This window comes from Asanoa ferruginea (genome assembly GCF_003387075.1).
Lineage (GTDB): Bacteria > Actinomycetota > Actinomycetes > Mycobacteriales > Micromonosporaceae > Asanoa > Asanoa ferruginea.
The window spans coordinates 7,630,065-7,648,015 of record NZ_QUMQ01000001.1 but is presented as its reverse complement, the minus strand read 5'-3'; the positions used below and the strand labels follow the sequence as shown (position 1 = coordinate 7,648,015).

At 68.2% G+C, this 17,951-nt stretch carries 17 protein-coding genes; 6 read left to right on the top strand and 11 right to left on the bottom strand.

Annotation, left to right across the window (positions count from 1 at the left end; genetic code table 11):
• Positions 1-18: 18 nt before the first annotated feature.
• Positions 19-699 (bottom strand): hypothetical protein, encoded by a 681-nt coding sequence (locus DFJ67_RS35750; protein ID WP_116073186.1) that lies wholly within the window; start codon positions 697-699, stop codon positions 19-21.
• 41 nt (positions 700-740) lie between these two features.
• Between DFJ67_RS35750 and DFJ67_RS35745 the strand changes: the two genes are divergently transcribed.
• Positions 741-1,601 (top strand): phosphotransferase enzyme family protein, encoded by an 861-nt coding sequence (locus tag DFJ67_RS35745; RefSeq protein ID WP_239097075.1) that lies wholly within the window; start codon positions 741-743, stop codon positions 1,599-1,601.
• Positions 1,602-1,656: 55 nt separating this feature from the next.
• Here the strand turns inward: DFJ67_RS35745 and DFJ67_RS35740 are convergent, their stop codons facing one another.
• From DFJ67_RS35740 to DFJ67_RS35725, 3 genes are all read right to left on the bottom strand, one after another.
• Positions 1,657-2,499: a DUF4253 domain-containing protein gene (locus DFJ67_RS35740; protein ID WP_116073182.1), complete on the bottom strand. Its 843-nt coding sequence runs from the start codon at positions 2,497-2,499 to the stop codon at positions 1,657-1,659.
• Positions 2,500-3,340: 841 nt separating this feature from the next.
• Positions 3,341-4,030, bottom strand: coding sequence for an alpha/beta fold hydrolase (locus DFJ67_RS35730; protein ID WP_116073180.1), 690 nt, complete (start codon positions 4,028-4,030; stop codon positions 3,341-3,343).
• A gap of 157 nt (positions 4,031-4,187) precedes the next feature.
• Positions 4,188-5,738 carry a hydroxysqualene dehydroxylase gene (locus DFJ67_RS35725; protein ID WP_116073178.1) on the bottom strand — a complete coding sequence of 517 codons (1,551 nt, stop codon included), beginning with the start codon at positions 5,736-5,738 and terminating at the stop codon, positions 4,188-4,190.
• Between the two features lie 209 nt (positions 5,739-5,947).
• On the opposite strand from DFJ67_RS35725, the gene DFJ67_RS35720 reads away from it, so the two are divergent.
• On the top strand, positions 5,948-6,811 hold the full coding sequence (locus tag DFJ67_RS35720; protein WP_147315746.1) for a hypothetical protein: 864 nt from the start codon (positions 5,948-5,950) through the stop codon (positions 6,809-6,811).
• 23 nt (positions 6,812-6,834) lie between these two features.
• Here DFJ67_RS35720 and DFJ67_RS35715 read toward each other — a convergent pair whose 3' ends face one another.
• Genes DFJ67_RS35715 through DFJ67_RS35705 form a run of 3 tightly spaced genes read right to left on the bottom strand, consistent with a single transcriptional unit; the run spans position 6,835 to position 10,825 of the window.
• Positions 6,835-8,013 (bottom strand): zinc-binding dehydrogenase, encoded by a 1,179-nt coding sequence (locus DFJ67_RS35715; RefSeq protein ID WP_116073174.1) that lies wholly within the window; start codon positions 8,011-8,013, stop codon positions 6,835-6,837.
• Positions 8,010-9,497 carry a flavin-containing monooxygenase gene (locus DFJ67_RS35710; RefSeq protein WP_116073172.1) on the bottom strand — a complete coding sequence of 496 codons (1,488 nt, stop codon included), beginning with the start codon at positions 9,495-9,497 and terminating at the stop codon, positions 8,010-8,012. The genes DFJ67_RS35715 and DFJ67_RS35710 overlap by 4 nt, the downstream gene beginning before the upstream one ends.
• Positions 9,494-10,825 (bottom strand): spinster family MFS transporter, encoded by a 1,332-nt coding sequence (locus DFJ67_RS35705; RefSeq protein WP_170216131.1) that lies wholly within the window; start codon positions 10,823-10,825, stop codon positions 9,494-9,496. The genes DFJ67_RS35710 and DFJ67_RS35705 overlap by 4 nt, the downstream gene beginning before the upstream one ends.
• A 144-nt stretch (positions 10,826-10,969) precedes the next feature.
• Here DFJ67_RS35705 and DFJ67_RS35700 point away from each other — a divergent pair, with 144 nt between their 5' ends.
• On the top strand, positions 10,970-12,187 hold the full coding sequence (locus DFJ67_RS35700; protein ID WP_116073168.1) for a PucR family transcriptional regulator: 1,218 nt from the start codon (positions 10,970-10,972) through the stop codon (positions 12,185-12,187).
• Positions 12,188-12,346: 159 nt separating this feature from the next.
• Positions 12,347-12,742 carry a DUF805 domain-containing protein gene (locus DFJ67_RS35695; RefSeq protein ID WP_116073166.1) on the top strand — a complete coding sequence of 132 codons (396 nt, stop codon included), beginning with the start codon at positions 12,347-12,349 and terminating at the stop codon, positions 12,740-12,742.
• Positions 12,743-12,855: 113 nt separating this feature from the next.
• Here DFJ67_RS35695 and DFJ67_RS35690 read toward each other — a convergent pair whose 3' ends face one another.
• Positions 12,856-13,500: an NADPH-dependent F420 reductase gene (locus DFJ67_RS35690; RefSeq protein WP_116073164.1), complete on the bottom strand. Its 645-nt coding sequence runs from the start codon at positions 13,498-13,500 to the stop codon at positions 12,856-12,858.
• A 113-nt stretch (positions 13,501-13,613) separates the two neighbouring features.
• Between DFJ67_RS35690 and DFJ67_RS35685 the strand changes: the two genes are divergently transcribed.
• Entirely contained in the window at positions 13,614-14,444 is an 831-nt protein-coding gene (locus tag DFJ67_RS35685; RefSeq protein ID WP_116073162.1) for an oxidoreductase, read from the top strand.
• A 28-nt stretch (positions 14,445-14,472) separates the two neighbouring features.
• Here DFJ67_RS35685 and DFJ67_RS35680 read toward each other — a convergent pair whose 3' ends face one another.
• Positions 14,473-15,027, bottom strand: a complete 555-nt coding sequence (locus tag DFJ67_RS35680; protein ID WP_116073160.1) for a hypothetical protein — start codon at positions 15,025-15,027, stop codon at positions 14,473-14,475.
• Positions 15,028-15,196: 169 nt separating this feature from the next.
• On the opposite strand from DFJ67_RS35680, the gene DFJ67_RS35675 reads away from it, so the two are divergent.
• Positions 15,197-15,559: a hypothetical protein gene (locus DFJ67_RS35675; protein ID WP_239097070.1), complete on the top strand. Its 363-nt coding sequence runs from the start codon at positions 15,197-15,199 to the stop codon at positions 15,557-15,559.
• An 83-nt stretch (positions 15,560-15,642) separates the two neighbouring features.
• On the opposite strand, the gene DFJ67_RS35670 is transcribed toward DFJ67_RS35675, so the two are convergent.
• Complete coding sequence (locus tag DFJ67_RS35670; protein WP_147315745.1) at positions 15,643-16,245, bottom strand: hypothetical protein; 603 nt, start codon at positions 16,243-16,245, stop codon at positions 15,643-15,645.
• A gap of 33 nt (positions 16,246-16,278) precedes the next feature.
• Complete coding sequence (locus DFJ67_RS35665; RefSeq protein WP_147315744.1) at positions 16,279-17,889, bottom strand: DUF8189 domain-containing protein; 1,611 nt, start codon at positions 17,887-17,889, stop codon at positions 16,279-16,281.
• Positions 17,890-17,951: the final 62 nt, after the last annotated feature.

Genomic DNA, 17,951 nt, shown 5'->3' with positions numbered 1-17,951 from the left:
CCAGGTGATCGCCTGACATCACGCCGTCGCGATCGGATATCCAATCGCGGCGATGTCCTTGTGCAGCCGGGCAACGGTTGCTTCCGGGTTCAAAGCCTGCACGGCGATGTCAGTGAGCGGGCGGTGCGCGACGACGTGCTCGACCGCCGTCGGGTCCAGCTCGATCCCGTAGTAGTCCTGGGCGAACTTGACGTATCGGCCGACGATGTCGTCGAGCAGGATTTCGAGCATTCCGGAGCCGTCCGGGCCGGTGTCGTCGTAGGGTCCGCGGAGCGGGGGGAACGTGATGCCGTCGCCGGCGTGCCAGCGGTCGTCACCGGAGAGCCGCCACAGCACCGCGGTGGCGACAAACTGTCCTTCCCCGTCGCCGAATGCTGGTTCCTCGATCTGCGGGCGGAACACGGCCGGGAGGCCGTCAAGCAGTCCGGGCCACAGCTCGTGGTCCGCATCGAGGTAGGGCGTCATCGACGACTCGTGATCGAACACCCGGATGAACGCGCCGTCGGCGGTGAACACGACCGCCCACTCGTCACCGCTGCCGGTGTGCATCAGTCCCGCCTCGTCGTCACCCCACGCGCGGTTGTAGGCGTAGTAGGGCCAGCCACCGTCGACGATGCGCTCCAGCACGGCGAGTGCTTTGCAGCGACCCCGCAGCACGTCGATGGAAGGCAGTTCGGCGGCGGTGTCGTACGCGGTCATCCGGTGAACCTACCCGCAGAGGGCGGTAGCGTGCTCGGGTGATGTGGAGCGTGGTGCCCGCGCCGGGGGCGGCTCAGGTCCGCGATGCTTTCGGTGTCGCGGTTGGCGAGCTGCGGCCGCATCCGGGCGGGTTCGAAGCGGATGCTTTCACCGACGGGCGCTGGTTCGTGAAACTCTGGCGTCAGCAGCCCGACAGCGACGCCGCGCTGGCGCTGACCGCTGAGCTGGCGGCCCGGGGCATCCCCGTTCCTGCGGCACAGCAAACGCTCGACGGCTCGTACACGTCGATGTGCCTTGGTCGGCGCTATGCGCTTTTTCCATTCGCCGACGGCCGCCAGGCAACCTGGGACGACGCCGATGCGATAGCGCAGGCGATGTGTGCTGTCCACGAAATCGCTGACCTCCTCCTGCCCCGCACCGACATGGACGAATGGTGCATCGCGACGCTGCGCGACCGGCGCGACCACCCGTGGATCGCCGACCGCCGCGACGAGGTCATGGCCAACGTCGATCGGCTCGAAGCGGTGATCGAAAGGGCTCGTGCGATCGACGTCACCCACGTCGTGTGTCATCGGGATCTGTTCCCGCAGAACGTTCTCGTCGACCATGACGGTCACGTCGTGGCACTGCTCGACTGGGGACTCACGATGCTGGCGCCGCGCGAGCACGACGTGTTCGCCGGCTTGTGCGGGCCCGACCCGGCGCGCTTCCTGCGCGCCTACAGCGCACAGGGGCTAGACCTCACGCACCTTGAGTACGCCCGGCTCGCCCGCTCGCTTCGTGATATTGCCGTTCGTATCGACAACGAGGTCGACCTGGACGGCATCAACACGTGGGGCTTCGACAGGTTGCGCCGAGTGGACGCCGACCTCGCGCTCGCACGACCATTTTGCGATCGCTGAGGCGGGCTATCACCGGCGGTAGTGGTGATCGACGTCAACGGCGGAGCGGCGCGGCTCAGTCCCACCAGAACGACCAGCAGGCCTGGTTCGTGAGGCTCTCGGCGTATCGGATGAGGGTGTCCGTGTTGGACTGCCACACGTTGTCGGGACAGAACGCGAAGTGTTCCGCCGCGACGTGCAGCGCGTGGTCTGCGTCGGTGGGCGGAGCGGCGATGCTGAGGTAGAGCTCGGCTGGTCCCAGGCCGACGACTCGTGCACCGAAACGTTCTTCCCAGCTGCGCAGCACCGCGCTGAACTGCGCGGTGTCGTTTTCGTAGTTCAACGGGCCACCCCACGCCAGATCGGCTGGGGCGTCGGCACCGCGGGCACTGGCACTGAGCCCGAGGCGCGGTGCGGTCAGCCACGACTCGGCGACCAGATGGTCCGCGAACTCGGCAGCCCGAACCGCGGGGTCTTCCTGCAACGTTCCGGCAGGCGCGAGCCCAGGCCACTGATCGCCGAACGGCGCCGTGACGGCCAGCTGCTCCGGCGCGCTGAGCGTGTCGTCGTCCTCATCCACCGTCGTGTGGGCGGACCACCACCCAGCCAGCAGCACGGCGGCGTCATGATCGCCCGGCCTGGACTTGATCAGACCCGGGAAGAGTTCACCGGTCGTCCAGGGGCTACCCGGGTCGTACGAAGCCCCTCCGAGCAGCAGGGGCCACAGACCCGTCTGGCCATGGCGCGCCTGAAGTGATCCCCACAGACCCGGGTCCGGACAGGTGTCGCTGATCCACAGGACCGGCTCGTCGAGGACCCCAGCGTCGGTCTCGTGCACGGCCCGCCCCGGCGGAAGGTCAAGGCTGAGGGAACCGCCGCCCGGGTCGTGTCGAAGGTACGTCAACGGATTGCGTGCCATGGGGCGCAGGGTACAGACCCGCCAAGACAATCAGGGTCAGTCGCCTCGTCGCGAGCTGTCGGTGCTGGACCCAGTTCGCTTCACGAGATCCCCGGAGAACTCGTGAACGTATGCCGAGATTGCCACATCGCGATCATCCGGTAGGACGCTGGCGAGTGCACGGATGGCGTCGGTTTCTGGCCTCGGTGCGCCACACCGGGGCATGCGGCAGGCGGGGCAAGTCAGTGACGGGCAGCCAGTGAACGTCCTCGCCTATCGCTCCGTGCGGCAAAGATGTCCGCATTCCGAACAGTGCGGATCGCACCCTTGCGAGGGCCCTAGGTAGACAACGGTGGCGCTTGTTTCCTCAGCCAGCTGAGTCGCCAGCGATCGGCCGTGCTCCCGCCATTGGTCCCACTCCGCGTCGGTTGCCGATGGAACCGGGTTCTTCGGCGGGGCGCCGGCGGTTTGCTGATGGGCATCCTGCCAATCCGCCCAGCTCTGAAGTGCTACGGCGAGTGCGGCCGTGAGCCCAAGAGCGCCGGGGCCGATGCACCCGTGCGCCTCTCTGGCCGGGTGCCCGCCGTGGGCTGGCAGGCTGAACCAGCCCCACACCGGGAAGGCTCCGCAGTCGCCGCGTACATCGAGCCGCCGACCCGCGAGACGCCCACGCGGACAGGCGGGCGCATGCAGAAGAGGGTCTCCCGTGGACTCCATCGAAGAACGGTAGCCGACACCCCGCACCGGACGTTCGCGACGCTTGAACCCGCGCCATTGCGTCAAAGGACGAGTTTCATCCGCGGGGCCGAGGTCTTCGTGAAGCCGAGCTTTTCATAGAGGCGCTGGCCCTCCGGCGTGGCGCTCAGGTCGACACCGCATCCGCGGGGGGCTCGCCGAGCAGGAGCGCGGCGACGGCCTCTGGGGCTTCGTGCATCGCGTCGTGGCCGGTTGGGAGGTCGTGGACCTGCCAGTCGGGATCGGCGTCGAGTCGGGCACGCAGGTCTGCGAAGGGTGTTCTGCTCCATCCGGAGCAGTAGATGAAGTCGCGGCGGCGGACCTGTGTGAGCGTGCCGGTGAGCCGGACCGTTTGCAGGAACGAGGCGAGGGGGTGGGGACGGCGGCGGGGATCGCCGCCGTTTGGCGGCTGGACGGCGTAGCCGGTGGCCGCGGCGCCGGCGGCGAACACTTCTCGGAAGTATTCGTTCGTTGAGGACCAGCACGACTCGCCGTCACGCGGTACGTAGGCGTCGAGATGTACGAGTCGTGAGATCCGGCCGTTGGCGCGATCGGCTGCGGCGGCGATCACCATCCCGGCGTAGCTGTGGCCGACCAGCGTCGCGTTGGTGATATCGGCGCGGTTGAGGAGCCGCAACACGTCGTCGGCGTGGGTGTCCAGGTTGGCGGTCGCGACCGTCGCGTTGTCGTCGGCTGGCCGTAGACCGGTCAGGGTCAGGGCGTGAACCGTGTGACCGGCACGCTCCAGTAGCGGAACTACCGCCTCAAACGACCAGGAGCCTTTCCAAGCGCCGGGCACAAGGACGAACGTCGCCATGTGTTTCTCCTTCTTTCCCAAGCCGCGCGGCTGAACCTCCGCGTGGGGAAAGTGTCGCCAGATCACGGGATGGCTTGCTACCGATACGTTGCCAGCCGATACCCGTTCGCCGCCAATGAGGTCACAAAGCGACCCACGCGGTTGATCCACGGGCCGTTCATGTCGATGGCGTGCGGTCGCGCCTTCCACGCCTGGCCAGGAGTCCGTTCGGGCGCACCGACAGGACCGGTGACGGGCGTGCCGCGTGCCGAGCGAGGATCTCGTTCGCGGCGAGCAGGCCCGACGAGGCGGCGCGTTCCATCAGCGCGCACGGGAAGGGCATGCGAACCCAGTCGCCGGCGAGGTAGAGGCCGGCGACGTCGGTCTGGACGGACGGGCGGGTGGTGTCGCTGCCCAGGTCGAAGGCGGGGGCGTCGTGTCCGACCCGGTGGTCGCTGTCGACTATCGACAGGTTGCGCATCTCCGGCCAGATCGTGGTGAGTTCCGCGTGCATGCGATCGGCCAACGTCGCGGCGTCGACCTGGGTCGGTGCCGCGTACGCGTGAAGTTCCAGGACGCTTCCGCCGGTGCGGGCCGCCCATTGACCCGATTCCCGTTCGGCCCGGTGGTAGAGGGTGACGGAGTCGAGGGTGGCTTCCCCCGAGATGCTCGTGAACGGGGCGCGGTCGGCCGCGACGTCGCCGTCCAGCCAGATCCGGGCAACCGCGTACGGTGCGGCGGTGCGCAGCGCGGCGACCCGCGCGGCGAACCGGGGGCTGGTGCGCACGACGTCTGGTGACGCGGCGACGATCTCGCGCGCTGCGGCGGGGTCGACAGCCAGCACGACGTGCTCGGCCGCGATCCGCGAGCCACCCGTGAGGCAGACCTTCCAACCTGGCTCGAGGTGATCGACCGGTGAATCCGTGCGCACATCCGCGCCCAACGCGGTCAACCGTGCCGCCAGCGGTGACCAGATCGCGGTCTCGTAGTCGCTGTCGGGGGCGTCCATATCCAGACCTTCGGGATTGCGAAGGAAATAGAAGTGGAACTGCATGATCATCTCTGCTGCCGACATCTCGGCCTGATGGTTGAAGAAGGAGTGGGCGAAGACGTCGAACAGCATCGCGCGCGCCCGTTGGGGAAGGCCCAGACTGTCGAGGAAGGTCGCGGCGGACATCGAGTCGAAGAGCCGGTAGGTCTCCTCGCGGCCGAACGCGAGCAGGGGGAGGGCGGCTCGGCTGTCCATCTGGCGCAGGTCGCGCCACCGCAGGCTCGGCGACCGGGCGAGCAGGGACAGGAGGTTGATCGGCGGCATACCGAACAGGCCCGTGAAATCCTCTTCGGGCCACTGGCGTGAAACGACGGGATAGCGGCCGAGCGGGCGCAGGAATGCCAGTTCCGGGTCGACGCGGCGCAGAACGTTCCGCCAGTTGTAGTACTGGCGGAAGAATCCGTGGAATCCATGCTCGACCACCTGCGACGAGCCATCGCGAAGTCGTTTTGGCCACGTGGTGAGGCGACCGCCCAGTCGGTGCCCGCGTTCGAGCAACGTCACGGCCATGCCACGTTCGGCGAGCGTCAGTGCCGCCGTGACACCGGCTATGCCACCACCGATGACCACCGCCGTAGCGCGTCGGTCGACGGAATAGCTCAGGCCGTTTCGGCTGGTGTCGAACCGGTGGGGAGCATTGCCGGTGATCCGGCGAAGAAACGTCGACCGCTTGGCCATGCCGCTGACTCCCGGCCTCTTTGTCGATGATCGGCGGTCAAGCGCGCGGCCGCAGGGTCATGGAGCCTGGCGTCCACTTGCTCGTCCCGTGCGATCGAGACTGCCACGTCGCTGCCCGCCGCGCAGCGGTGGCGCGCGCTCGCGGCCAGATCGGCAATGCGTCCGGAACGGGACGCCGCCGAAACTCCGGTCGCTCTACGCTGCCCGGCATGGAACGAGGCAGGACCTGGCTGCGCGGCCCGATGTCGCTGGGTCGCCACGTCGCGGTCGTTCTGCTCGCCGCGGTCTTGGTGTTCGTCATAGCGGCCGCGGCGCTCTGGCTCGCGGTCGGTGCACCCCGCCTGCCTCAAGGCGCGGCCTTCACGGTCACCAACCAGCTTGAGTTGATCAAACTTGCGCTGGCGGTCGTGGCCGGGGTCGGCGGCGTGGTGGCACTGGTCGTGGCATATCGGCGGCAGGCAGTGGTCGAGAAGGAGAACGAGCGTGCCGTGGCGGCCGCCCGCCGAGACGACACGCGTCTGTTCAACGAGCGGTTCGGCAGCTCGACGACCCAGCTCGGCCACGAGCGGCCGGCGGTCCGGGCCGCCGCCGTCTACGCGGTCGCCGGCCTGGCCGACGACGCACCGAGCCAGGAGCTACGCCAGACCTGCGTGAGCGCGTTGTGCGCCTACCTGCGGCTGCCGTATGAGCCGGACCCGTCGGCGGCCGGCTGGATCGCGGGGGAGGACGAGATCCGCCGGGCGATCATCGGTTCGATCCGGGCCCACCTCGCGCCTGGTCCGCTACCGAGCTGGAACGGCTGCTCGTTCAACCTGCGCAACGCGGTGCTCGACGCGATCGGGCTGCCCGGCATCCACCTGACCGACGGCACCCACCTCAACTTCACCGGTTGCCGGGTCGTCGGCGGCGCGGTCGACCTGCGCGGTGCCCGGCTCGCCGGTGGCCGGATGACGTTCACCGGCCTCGAACTTGTCGCAGGTGCCCGGTTCGTGTTCGACGGTGCGGTGGCCGAGGGGACGCGGTTCGAGGGCGACCCGCTCCCGGCCGACGTAGCAGCGTTCCTCGCCGGATGAGCTGGCTCGTGAGCCCGGCACGGTTATGGACGTGCGGTCGCGATGATCTGGTCAGTATCAATTGACGGATCTATGAGTATCTTGGCGTGCGTGCCGGGCTTCGCCAGCGCCGTGAAGGCGGTCGCGACGGCGGACAACCCAACGCGTCCGGTCACGATGGGGGAGACCTCGAGGGTTCCGTCGGCGAGCGCGTGGAGACTGTCGCGGAACTCCAGCGGTGAGTATCCGACGACGAACCTGAGGTCGAGTTCCTTGTTCACGGCGAGCGCGGGTCGGAAAGCGTCGGCGCCCATGCAGACGCCGACCACGACGATCCTTGAGTGCAACGGCGCTGCGGCGACAAGGCTGTCGATCATTCCGGTTACGCCGACGCACTCGAACACGACCGGGCGTTTCGGCCGGGTCGCGCCGATCCGGTCCAGCAGTCGCCACGCGGCCCACCGACCCAATGGCAGCCGTGCCATGCCCTCGAGGGCGTCGATGCCGGCGTTGTATTCGCTGGGCATCGCGGTCACGAACCCGCGGTCGGCGCACGCGTCCCACGGCGACTCGGTGGCCGGGTCGACGACGATGTCGGCGCCGCAGCGTGTGGCCAGGGACCGTCGGCCGGCGGAGAGGTCGCTGGCCACCACCGTCGCGACACCGCGTGCCTTGAGCACGGCGATCACGGCGAGGCCCACGGGGCCGCAGCCCAGCACGATCGCGACATCTTTTCTGGTCATCTCGGCCCGGGCGACGGCGTGCCAGGCCACCGCCACCGGTTCGGTCAGCGCGGCGAGGTCCGGGCCGAGCCCGGTGGGCACGGGTAGCGCCAATGCCTCCTGCACCACGACGTACTCGGCGTATCCACCGGGCGCGTCGGCTGACAGCCCGATGCCATCGACCTGGCGGTCCCGGCGAACGAGCGGGATGGCCACCACGGGCGTGCCCGGCTTTATCCGGCCGGCGGTCGCCGGACCGCGGTCGACGACCTCTCCGTAGAGCTCGTGGCCCAGCACCACGCTCTCGTGCGAGCGCAGGTAGCGCGGATAGCCGCACAGCTCGAGCACGTCGGCCAGCTCGTCGGCGTGGTGCCGGGCGTGCAGGTCCGAGCCGCAGATTCCACATCGGACGACCTTGAGCAGTAGCTGACCAGGACCGGGTCGCGGCGTGGGGAGGTCGGCGAGGTCGAGCCGCCCGCCCGTGAGAGTCACCGCCTTCATCGGGCATCGGCTGACTGCCGTCGTCCCGTTGTCAGGCGGTAGGCATCGGCTCTCCAGCGCACGGCCTGGCGCCGGTAACGGAAGGTCCAGTCGGGGTAGATGGTGGCGTTACGGCCGTTGGCGTCCTGGTAGAACGTGCGGCAGCCGCCCACCTCCCAGACCGTGGTCGCCATCCGGCGGTCGATGTCGGCGTTGTAGGCGTCGTACACCTGCTGGGTCACCTCGATGGTCGTCGCGCCGGACCGGTCGAGCGCGCTGATGGCGTTCTTCACGTGTTCGGCCTGGGCTTCGATCATGTAGACCATCGAGCTGTGCCCAAGGCCGGAGTTGGGGCCGAGCAGCATGAAGTAGTTGGGAAAGCCGGGCACGGACACGCCGAGGTAGGCGCGCGGTGATCCCGCCCAGACGTCGTTGAGCGGTGTGCCGGCGCGGCCGTGGACCTTGTCGGCGAACGGCATGTCGGTGACGTGGTAGCCGGTGCCGAAGATGATCGTGTCGACCTCGCGTTCGATGCCGTCGGCGCCGACGACACTGTGCTCGCGGAGCTCGGCCAGGGCGTGCGGCACGAGCTCGACGGAAGGCTTCTGGAGAGCCGGATACCAGGTGTTCGACGGTAAAATCCGCTTGCAGCCGAGGGTGAAGTCCGGCGTGACCGCCTTCCGTAGCGCCGGATCGCCGACCTGCCGTTCCATGTGCCTGCGCACGGGACCCTCGAGCATCCGCATGAGCCTGGGTCGCTTGGCCATGCCGAGGACGAACGCTTCCTTGGCGGCGTACACCTTCGCGCGTTGGATCTTCTGGCGGATCGGCCGGGACCGGAAGGCGTGTCGCTCGGCGTCGGTGATCGGTCTTTTGTCGTGCGGTGTGATCCACGGGGCGCTGCGTTGGAACACGAACAGTCGGCCGACCTCGTCGGCGATCTCCGGAACGTATTGGATGGCCGAGGCGCCGGTTCCGATGGACGCCACCCGTTTGCCGGCCAGGTTGTAGCTGTGGTCCCAGCGGGCCGAGTGCATGATCTTGCCCGCGAACCGGTCGATGCCCGGCACGTCGGGAAACTTCGGCTCGGTCAGCGGGCCGACGGCGCTGACCAGCACCGAGGCCGTCCACTCTCCCTGACTGGTCGAGACGTGCCAGCGTTGGTCGCCGTCGACCCAGCGCGCCGCCGTGACCTCGACGTTGGCGCGCAGGTGCGGACGCAGCGCGAACCGGTCGACGCAACGCCGCAGATAGTCCTGGATCTCGGGCTGGGGTGAGTAGGTCGAGGACCAGTCCGGGTTGGGCGCGAACGAGAACGAATACAGGTGTGACGGGACGTCGCAGGTGCAGCCCGGATAGGTGTTCGACCGCCACACTCCGCCGACGTCGGGTTCCCGTTCGAGGATGACGAAGTCGGTGCGTCCGGACAGCCGCAGGGCTCGCCCCAGTGCGATGCCGGAGAACCCGCTGCCGATGATCAGCACGTCAATGTTCCGCGCGGTCATGCCGCGGCCTCGCCGGCGAGCATCGTTTCGCGGTCGCCCTTGACGAAGCGGGCGGCGAGGAACATGCCGAGGGCGGCGACGGCGAACGCGGCGGGAACGGCGATCATCATCGCCGTCTGCAAGCCCTGCGCTTCCGCGTCGGCGGAGGACGAGGACCCGGCCGCCAACGCGTCGCTGAGCATGCCGACCACGATCGGCCCGCCGGCGCCGCCCAGCAGGTATCCGATGGCGAACATCAGGCCCAGCGCCCCCGATCTCTGTTCGGGTCGGATGACGTCCGCCAGGACCGGAACCGCCGCGGCCAGATAGACGATGCCGAGCAGGTAGCCGAGGCTGAGGAACAGCACCAACTGCCACAACATCCGCGGGCCGGCCACGAGTCCGGCGAGGGCGAACACGGCGGCGGCGCCGAGGCTGACGGCGGCAACCCGCACCCGCGCCGCTGGGGAGCGCCTGGCTGCTCCGTCGAGCACGCGGCCGCCGAGCAGGAGCCCGATCAGGCCGGTGACGCCGATGACGACTCCGCCGACCAGGCCTGCGGCGACCAGTTCGAGGCCGTAGTAGCGCTGCAGCACGGGGGTCAGGAAAGTGCCGATGGCGTACGCCGCGAAGTTGTAACCGGCGAACGCGAGGATCAGGCCGTACATCGAGCGGACCTTCAGCAGTGACCGCAACGAACCCGCGCGCGTGGCGGCGGCCGTGACGGTGATCGGGTCGGCCGCCCCGCGCCTCGGTTCGCGGATCCGCAGCACGAGCAGCGCCACGATGACGCCGGGAACGGCCGCGATCAGGAACGGCGCCCGCCAACTGTCGAACGCCTCCGCGAGCGCACCCGCGGTGAGGAAAGCGAGCAGCGTGCCGATCGGGAAGCCGAGCATGAACAGGGCATTCGCCCGGGAACGTCGCTCGCTCGGATAGAGGTCGGCGAGCAGCGACCCGGTCGCCGGCGCGTAGCTGGACTCCCCGACACCGACACCGACGCGCGAGGCCAGAAAGCCCCAGAAGTTGGTCAACACGCCGCCCGCCGCGGTGAACACACTCCAGACGAACAGGCCCCAACCCGCCACGGTACGACGCGCCACCCGGTCGGCAAGGCGGCCCAGCGGAACGCCGGCGATGGCGGCGACCAGGACGAAGGCCGACGCCAGAATGCCGACCTGGGTGTCGTCGAGGCCGTACTCGTCCTTGATCGGCTCCAGCACGACCGACGGCAACGCACGGTCGTAGAAGTTCAGGAGATTGCCGATGAACAGCAGCGCGAGCACGTAGCCCGCCGACGAGCGGGACCGCGGCGCGTCGACCGCGGGCTCTCTGACAGAACGTGACACCGTGGGCGCCCTTTCTCTCGTAGCCAGCGACAACTTCGCCATGAGGTGCGTCACAGTGTCGTGCCGCGGAGGTGCCATGGACTACGGAGCGAACGCCAAGGTCTCCGCCGCGACTTTGTTCTCCGGAACAAATACGCTCTGTCGATGACGAGCGCGATCCCCACGGCGTGGCCGCCGCGGCGGCGGATGCCGGACCTGGCCACCCTCGACGAACCGACCCGCCATCTGGTGACGACGGCCGTCGAGCGGTTGCGCGCCAAGCAGGACGCCTTCGGTGCCCGGTTCCTCGCCCTGGCCCGTGCACATCTGCCCGGCTACGACGTGCTCACCGACGAGGAGATCCGCGCCAGTGCACAGCAGTTCATGGACACCCTCGTCGCGGAGCTGTCCGCACTCCGGGTGCCCGACGGCGCGCTGCGTGGCCTGCTCAACACGTTCGCCGTGGAGCGCGCGGGCCGCGGGATCCCACCCGAGGTGCTGGCCGTCGGCTACCAGATGGGCTCCCGCGAAATGCTCGCCCTGCTCGACGAAGTGGGCGTCGACGTCGGTCTGCCGCCTGAGCTTCTGCTCGCGATCCACGACAGCACCTGGGAGTTCTCCAACGAGGCCGCGTCGATGTTCGCCCGCGTCCAACACGACCTCGCGCTCGAGCGGGCGCAGTTCGACGCCGAACGCCGGTCCACCTTCGCCAGCGGCGTCCTCGGCGGAACGATCCCCGCGGAACAGATCAACCGCGACGCCCACCTGTTCGGACTTGACCCGCGGTCACTACACGTTCCTCTCGCCGCGCGTGCCGCGTCGCCGGTTGCCGCCGACGCGGTCCGTCGCGCCATCGCCTCCGCCCTGCACATGCCCGCCGACCGGCTGCTCTTCGCCGAAGTCGGCGCCAGCCTGGGCTTCATCGCGCCGAGCTCGCCGGAGCGCATCGCCGGACACCTCGTCGCCGTCGGCCTGCCCGTCGCATTGAACGACCTGCACAGCGGGTTCGCCGAGGCAGTGCTGGCGTTGGAGACAGCGGAATGCTTCGCGCTGACGGGCATCGTGCGACTGGCTGACCTCGGACCCCGACCCCTTGTCCTGTCGGCCCCACGGACCGCTGACCGCCTGTCCGCACGACATATGCGAGCACTCGACGGTCAAGGCCGCGCCAACCACGACATCGAACAGACCGCTCGGGTCTACCTCGAATGCGATCAGCGGGTACGCGAGACTGCCGGCCGGCTGGCGGTCCACCAGAACACCGTGCGATACCGCGTCCGTCGGTTCGAGGAGCTCACGAAGCTCGACCTCAAGCGCACTGAAGATCTGGTGACCGCGTGGTGGCTACTCAACCGTCGCGCGGTGAACCCTCCCGGCTCCTAGTCGAAAGCCGTCGTTATTTCGTCATCGTCCAACTCGGATGATCAGCCGAGCGTACTCACCTGTTCTGGCTAATTGGCCATTGATCCGGAGTCGTCGATCTGGTGCGATCCGTTCGCACACCGATCTTGCAGACCCATCCCTTTGACACCGGAGACGGTTATGTCCTTCACTGAGTCGCTCAAGTCTGTCTTTTCCCAATACGTTGGATTCTCCGGGCGCGCTCGCCGGTCCGAGTACTGGTGGTTCGCGCTCTTTGCCATCCTCCTCAACGTCGTAGCCAGGATCCTCGACAGCGTCCTGTTCGACACCAGCACCGCATCCACGGGCATCTTCGGCATCATCGTCGGCCTGGCGCTGTTCCTTCCGGGGCTGGCGGTCGCGGTGCGCCGCCTGCACGACACCGACCGCACGGGTTGGTGGGTGCTGATCGGGCTGGTGCCGCTCGTGGGTGCCATCGTCCTGCTGGTGTTCATGGTCTCGGACAGCAAGCCCGGAGCGAACCGTTTCGGCGCCAGCCCGAAGGAGCAGGCGGTCGGCGCGCCGGGCTTCGCGTGACGATCGCCGACTGACTGGCGGTTGGTGTGCTGGCCCATCCCGGCCAGCCACCACCCCGGGCGCCTCGCGCCGATCGCCCGTCGCTGCCGATCCGGTCGGTGGTCCAAATTGGATCAGGTGCGCTCGGCGCGGGCCAGGTTGGCGGCGAGTTGGTCGGCGGTCTGGTGCGCCACGGTGTAGGCGGGATCGCCGTCGCGGTCGAAGCGCCAGCTCGTGTCGAGGCCGCCGGAGCTCACCGTGTCGTAACCGAACTCGTCGTAGAACGCGGTAATGAACGCGATGGCCTCGGGGTAGTCGCTGGCCGTCGCGAGTGCCCGCCGGTTGGGTGTGCCCTTGGGCGTGCCATCGGTCGTGATGTCCGGTGCCAGGATGAGATTGAACGCCTTGACGACCTTGCTCTCGGGCAGGTGCTCTTGGAGCAGGCCGGAAACCGTCGCGGTGCCGTGGTCGATCGCGTCGATGTGGCCATCGCGGTCGGCGTCGTAGTTGTTCGTGTCAACGACGAACTTGCCGGCGAGCTGTTCGGCAGGCACCTGTTCGTAGTTCTTGAGCGGCACGGCGACCACGGCGAAGTCCGCTGCCGCTGCCGCTTCAGGTGCGGTGGCCGCCCGGGCGGACGGGCCGAGCTCGTTAACCAGCTCGGTGAGCGTTTCCGGGCCACGCGAGTTGCTGATCACGACGTCATAGCCGCGCCGCACGGCTCCGCGGGCGATCTGGCTGCCGATCTGTCCGGCGCCGATCATTCCAATCGTCGTCATGCTGAGACCTCCATGTCCAGACTAGGTAGCCGGCGGTGGCGTTTTGGGTGATCCCGCGGGCGACGCTTGAATAGAAAGGCGCACGCCGCACCACATCGTCGAAGGAGACCTAAATGTCCACCTGGTTGATCACCGGATGCTCCACCGGACTGGGCCGGGCGCTGGCCGAAGCCGTCCTCGACGCCGGCGACCAGGCGGTCATCACCGCCCGCAGCGCCGCGTCGGTCGAGGACCTGGCCGGCAAATACCCGAACACCGCACTGGCGCTGGCCCTGGACGTGACCGACCAGGAGCAGATCACCGACGTGGTACGCCGGTCCGAGGCCCGGTTCGGCGGCGTCGACGTGCTCGTCAACAACGCCGGGTACGGCTATCGGGCAGCGGTCGAGGAAGGCGACGACGCGGACGTGCAGCGGTTGTTCGCGACAAACTTCTTCGGCCCGGTCGCGCTGATCAAGGCCGTGCTGCCGGGCATGCGCGCCCGGCGCGGTGGAGCGATCGTCAACGTCTCGTCGATCGGCGCCCGCATGTGCCCACCGGGCTCCGGCTACTACGCGGCCGCCAAGTCCGCGCTGGAAGGGATGACCGGGTCGCTGCGCAAAGAACTCGAGCCGCTCGGGATCACCGCGATGGCGGTCGAGCCGGGCGCGTTCCGCACGGACTTCTCCGGTCGGTCGTTGACCCAGTCGGCAACCGTGATCGCCGACTACGCCGGCACCGCGGGCAAGCGCCGCAAGGAGGTCGACACCGTGCACGGCACCCAACCGGGCGACCCCGCCAGGGCCGCCCGCGTGCTCATCTCCGCCGTCAACTCCGACCGGCCGCCCGCACTTCTGCTGCTCGGCACCGACGCGGTCACCGCCTTCAGCGGCGTGCTCGACGCCCAGCGGGCCGAACTCGACTCCTGGCGCCAGCAGAGCACGAGCACCGACCTCACCGCTTGACGGCGCCCGTACCCGAAACGATTGAAGATCATGGAGTGGGGCCGAGCCAGAGGAACGAGTCATGGCGAACCTTCTGCACGAGGCGCGCCGACAACACCGTGAGTGCGGCACCGGCCAGCCAGCCCAGCCAGTAGAGGGACGAAGCGAGCGATGGTGTCAGGCTGGCCAGGTGTGGCAGCGAACCCAAGGTCGCCAGGATGCTGATGCCAGGAAACGAGATGAACAACGGGTTGAAAGGATGATGTCGCCGCGGAATGGCCCGGTGCGATCGTAGCCATTCTTCCCAACCCAGGCCGCCCTCGACGCGAGGGCTCAGCTCGGACCTTATGTAGGTAGCGATGCTGAGACAGGCGTAGCTGTGCGCGACATGGCGTCCGGCGAGCATGAAGGTAATCAGCGGCAGGATCAGAAGCACCGCCGACCGTCCAGGGCTTGATAATGCAAGGCTGAAGACCGCTCCGGAAACCGTCAATTGGATGGACAGGAGCTGCTGGGTGTTCGTCTGGCGACCCATGATCTCGGCACGCAGCGCGTTGAACTCGGCCAATGCCGATTCCTGCCCCAGCGCTGTGTCCTCGGACATGCGATCCCTCTCCGGCGCTGGCGGCTAGGTCGGAAGGCCTTTCTGAATGATGGGGCGTGCAGGCGAACAACCAAAGAGTCGCAGGACAAGCACTCAGTCGAAAGTCCATGATTTTGCACCGGGACCGGTCTTGTCGCAGTCCTGGGTGGACCGCGGTTATCCTGACCGCATGTGCCGGTACGCCGAGACCCCCTACAAGGTTCACTACGTGTGTGTGCCGTGCCGCAGCAGCAGCAAGCAGCCGTGGGACGGGGTGGCGCATCCGTGTACCCGCTGCCGTGCACCCATGGTGCTCGCCGGCCACGACTTCGCCGCTCCGAGGCGCCGGGACGCCTCGGGCTGGACCGCCGTGGCGGCCGTGCTTGCTGCGGGACTGCGCTACGAAGGGTTCGAGGTCTGCGGCTGCGGGCGCGAGCCGAAATTCCGGCCGCGTAGCAGCGCACAGGTGCGCCAGCGCCGCCGACTGGCCGTCCGTCGCGGCATCCCGATCGCGGACATGCTGGCGACCCGCGATCCCTATGGCGCTTCCTGAGGCCTTCCTTGCGCGCCTTGGCGATGCTGACTGATGGCGCGCCGAGCCCGGCGCGGAAGCACCGCCGGGCTCGGCGCGCTGGTTCAGTGGCTGCTGTTGGTGGCCCACCGGGGCGTCAGCTTGCCCGTGGGCGCCTGCTGGTAAATGATAAGGTTGCCGTCTTCCTGGACAGCCAGGATGGCGTCGGCGAAGCAGCAGGTGTCGGTTGCCGCCACCGGCCAACCCCAGTCGTCGTACGCGACGAGGTTGCCGTCGAAGCCCTGGAAGCCGTAGTGCGCTGCGTTGTTGAAGACCCGCGACGACCGCCAGCTCATCGCCCACCGGGCGACGCGCCTCTCGTCGTAGAGGACGAGGTTGCCGTCCGGCTGCATCTCGAGCCGCGCCAAGCCGATCTGGCAGACCTCGCCGCTCCACAGTGAACCCTGGCGGACGAACCAGGCCTTGACACCGAAGGCCGTGGTCAATTCGATGGCGGTGTCGTAGACGTTGAACATGCAACTCGGGGTGTAGTACGCCACGGACGCGGCGGCCGGCGAGGCCACGCCGGCCATCGACGCGACCACTGCGATCGCGGTGGCAGCGGCGACCCGGAGGCGCAGGCCTCTCCGGATGCCGCCCCTGGTGAAGCGGCGCGCCGACGGCGCGTGACCGGATGCCTGGACAGAAGGCGGATTCGCGTGGGGCATGATTCTCCTTCTCGGGGTAGCTGATGGAGGCGCTCAGCCAGGCAGGTTTCCGCCCAGATTCTGGTTGTAGACCCACTGCCCGGAGCCGAAGTTGAACGCCCAGTACCGCAGCGTCTGGTCGGCGCCCTCGGCGAAGACCTGGAGGTTTCCATCACTGGACGTCGTCGTGGCGATGACGTCGCCGATCACGTTGCCGCCCATGGCCTCGTTCGTGACGGTCCAGGAGCCGCGCGGGAAGTCGAACGCCCAGCGCTTGAGCGTGCCGTCGTTACCGCGAGCGAAGACCTGCAGGTTGCCGTCGTTCGACGACGTGGCCGCCGGCGTGGCGGTGATAAGACCGCCGAGGCTCTCATTCCCCGACCACCTACCCAAACCGAAGTTGTACGCCCAGTGCCGGAGGGTCTGGTCACTGCCACGCGCGAAGACCTGGAGGTTCCCGTCGCTGGAGGTGGTGACCGTCGGGCTGCTACTCAGCGAACCGCCGAGGTTCTCGTTGAGCTGCCAGCCCCCGCCGCGGAAGTTGAAAGCCCAGTGGCGCAACGTCGCGTCCCCGTCGCGGGCGAAGACCTGGAGATTGCCGTCGCTGGAGTTGGTGGCCACCGGATTGCTACCGAGGTTGCCACCGAGGTTCTCGTTGGACAGCCAGCGGCCGAGTCGAAAGTCGTAGGACCAGTGCCGCAGCGTGTTGTCCGATCCCCACGCGAACACCTGGAGATTGCCGTCGCTGGAGTTGGTGGCGGTTGGGCTACCGATGATCGAGCCGCCGAGACTCTGGTTCGAGATCCACCCACCGCCGTTGAAGTCGAAGACCCAATAGCGCAGGGTGCCATCGGTGCCGCGGGCGAACGCCTGCAGGTTGCCGTCCGAAGACGTCACCGTCGCCACGGCACCGGAGACGGAGCCGCCGAGGTTCTCGTTCAAGGCCCAGCGGGAGTTGGCGAAGTCGTAGGCCCAGTGCCGCAGCGTCCGGTCAGCACCGACCACGAACTCCTGTAGGTTGCCGTCCTTGGAGTTGTTCGCCGATCCTGCCACCGGTGCCCGGTCGACGATGTACTTGTAGCGCTTCGGCGTGTAGTTGCGCCAGTTGAAGTTGGTCGGCACGCCTTCGATGGTGTTGTCCGCCGATCCGGTCTCCTGGATCACGACAACCTTGCTGTGCGCGGTATCGGCCCATCGCACGAAAATCGCGACGTGGCTGCCGTCGGAGGTGCCGTCGTGATACAGCAAAGCGTCACCGGCGCGCAGATCGGCGGCCGCGATCGTGTAGCTCGCGGAGCCGAGGTTGCCGGTCCACCAGTCGGCGCCGTCGCCACCCAGTCCCCAGGCCATGCTCACCATGCCCGAACAGTCACGGCGGTAGCTTCCGTACGCGTTGGAGTGGCAGCCGTTCTGGCTGTACGGCGTCTTGCCGATCCAACTTCGGGCCCGGGCGACAACGTCGGCGCGCGAGGTCCATTTGCTCGAACCGTTGGCGCCGCAGCGCAGATCCTGTGCCACCGCTGACGAATCGGCGTAGTAGCTTCCGTCCGAACCGGATGGTTGAGCGTGGGCTGGCCCTGCGGCGAACGCACCGGCCAATGCGACGACCGCCAACAGTACGGCGCCGAGCGATATGCGGGAGCGGAACGGCTTGGGTACGGGCATCGGGTGTCCTTCCAGGTTTAGGGATACGCCGGCCGCCCGTGTGCCACCGCGCGGTCGGCGTG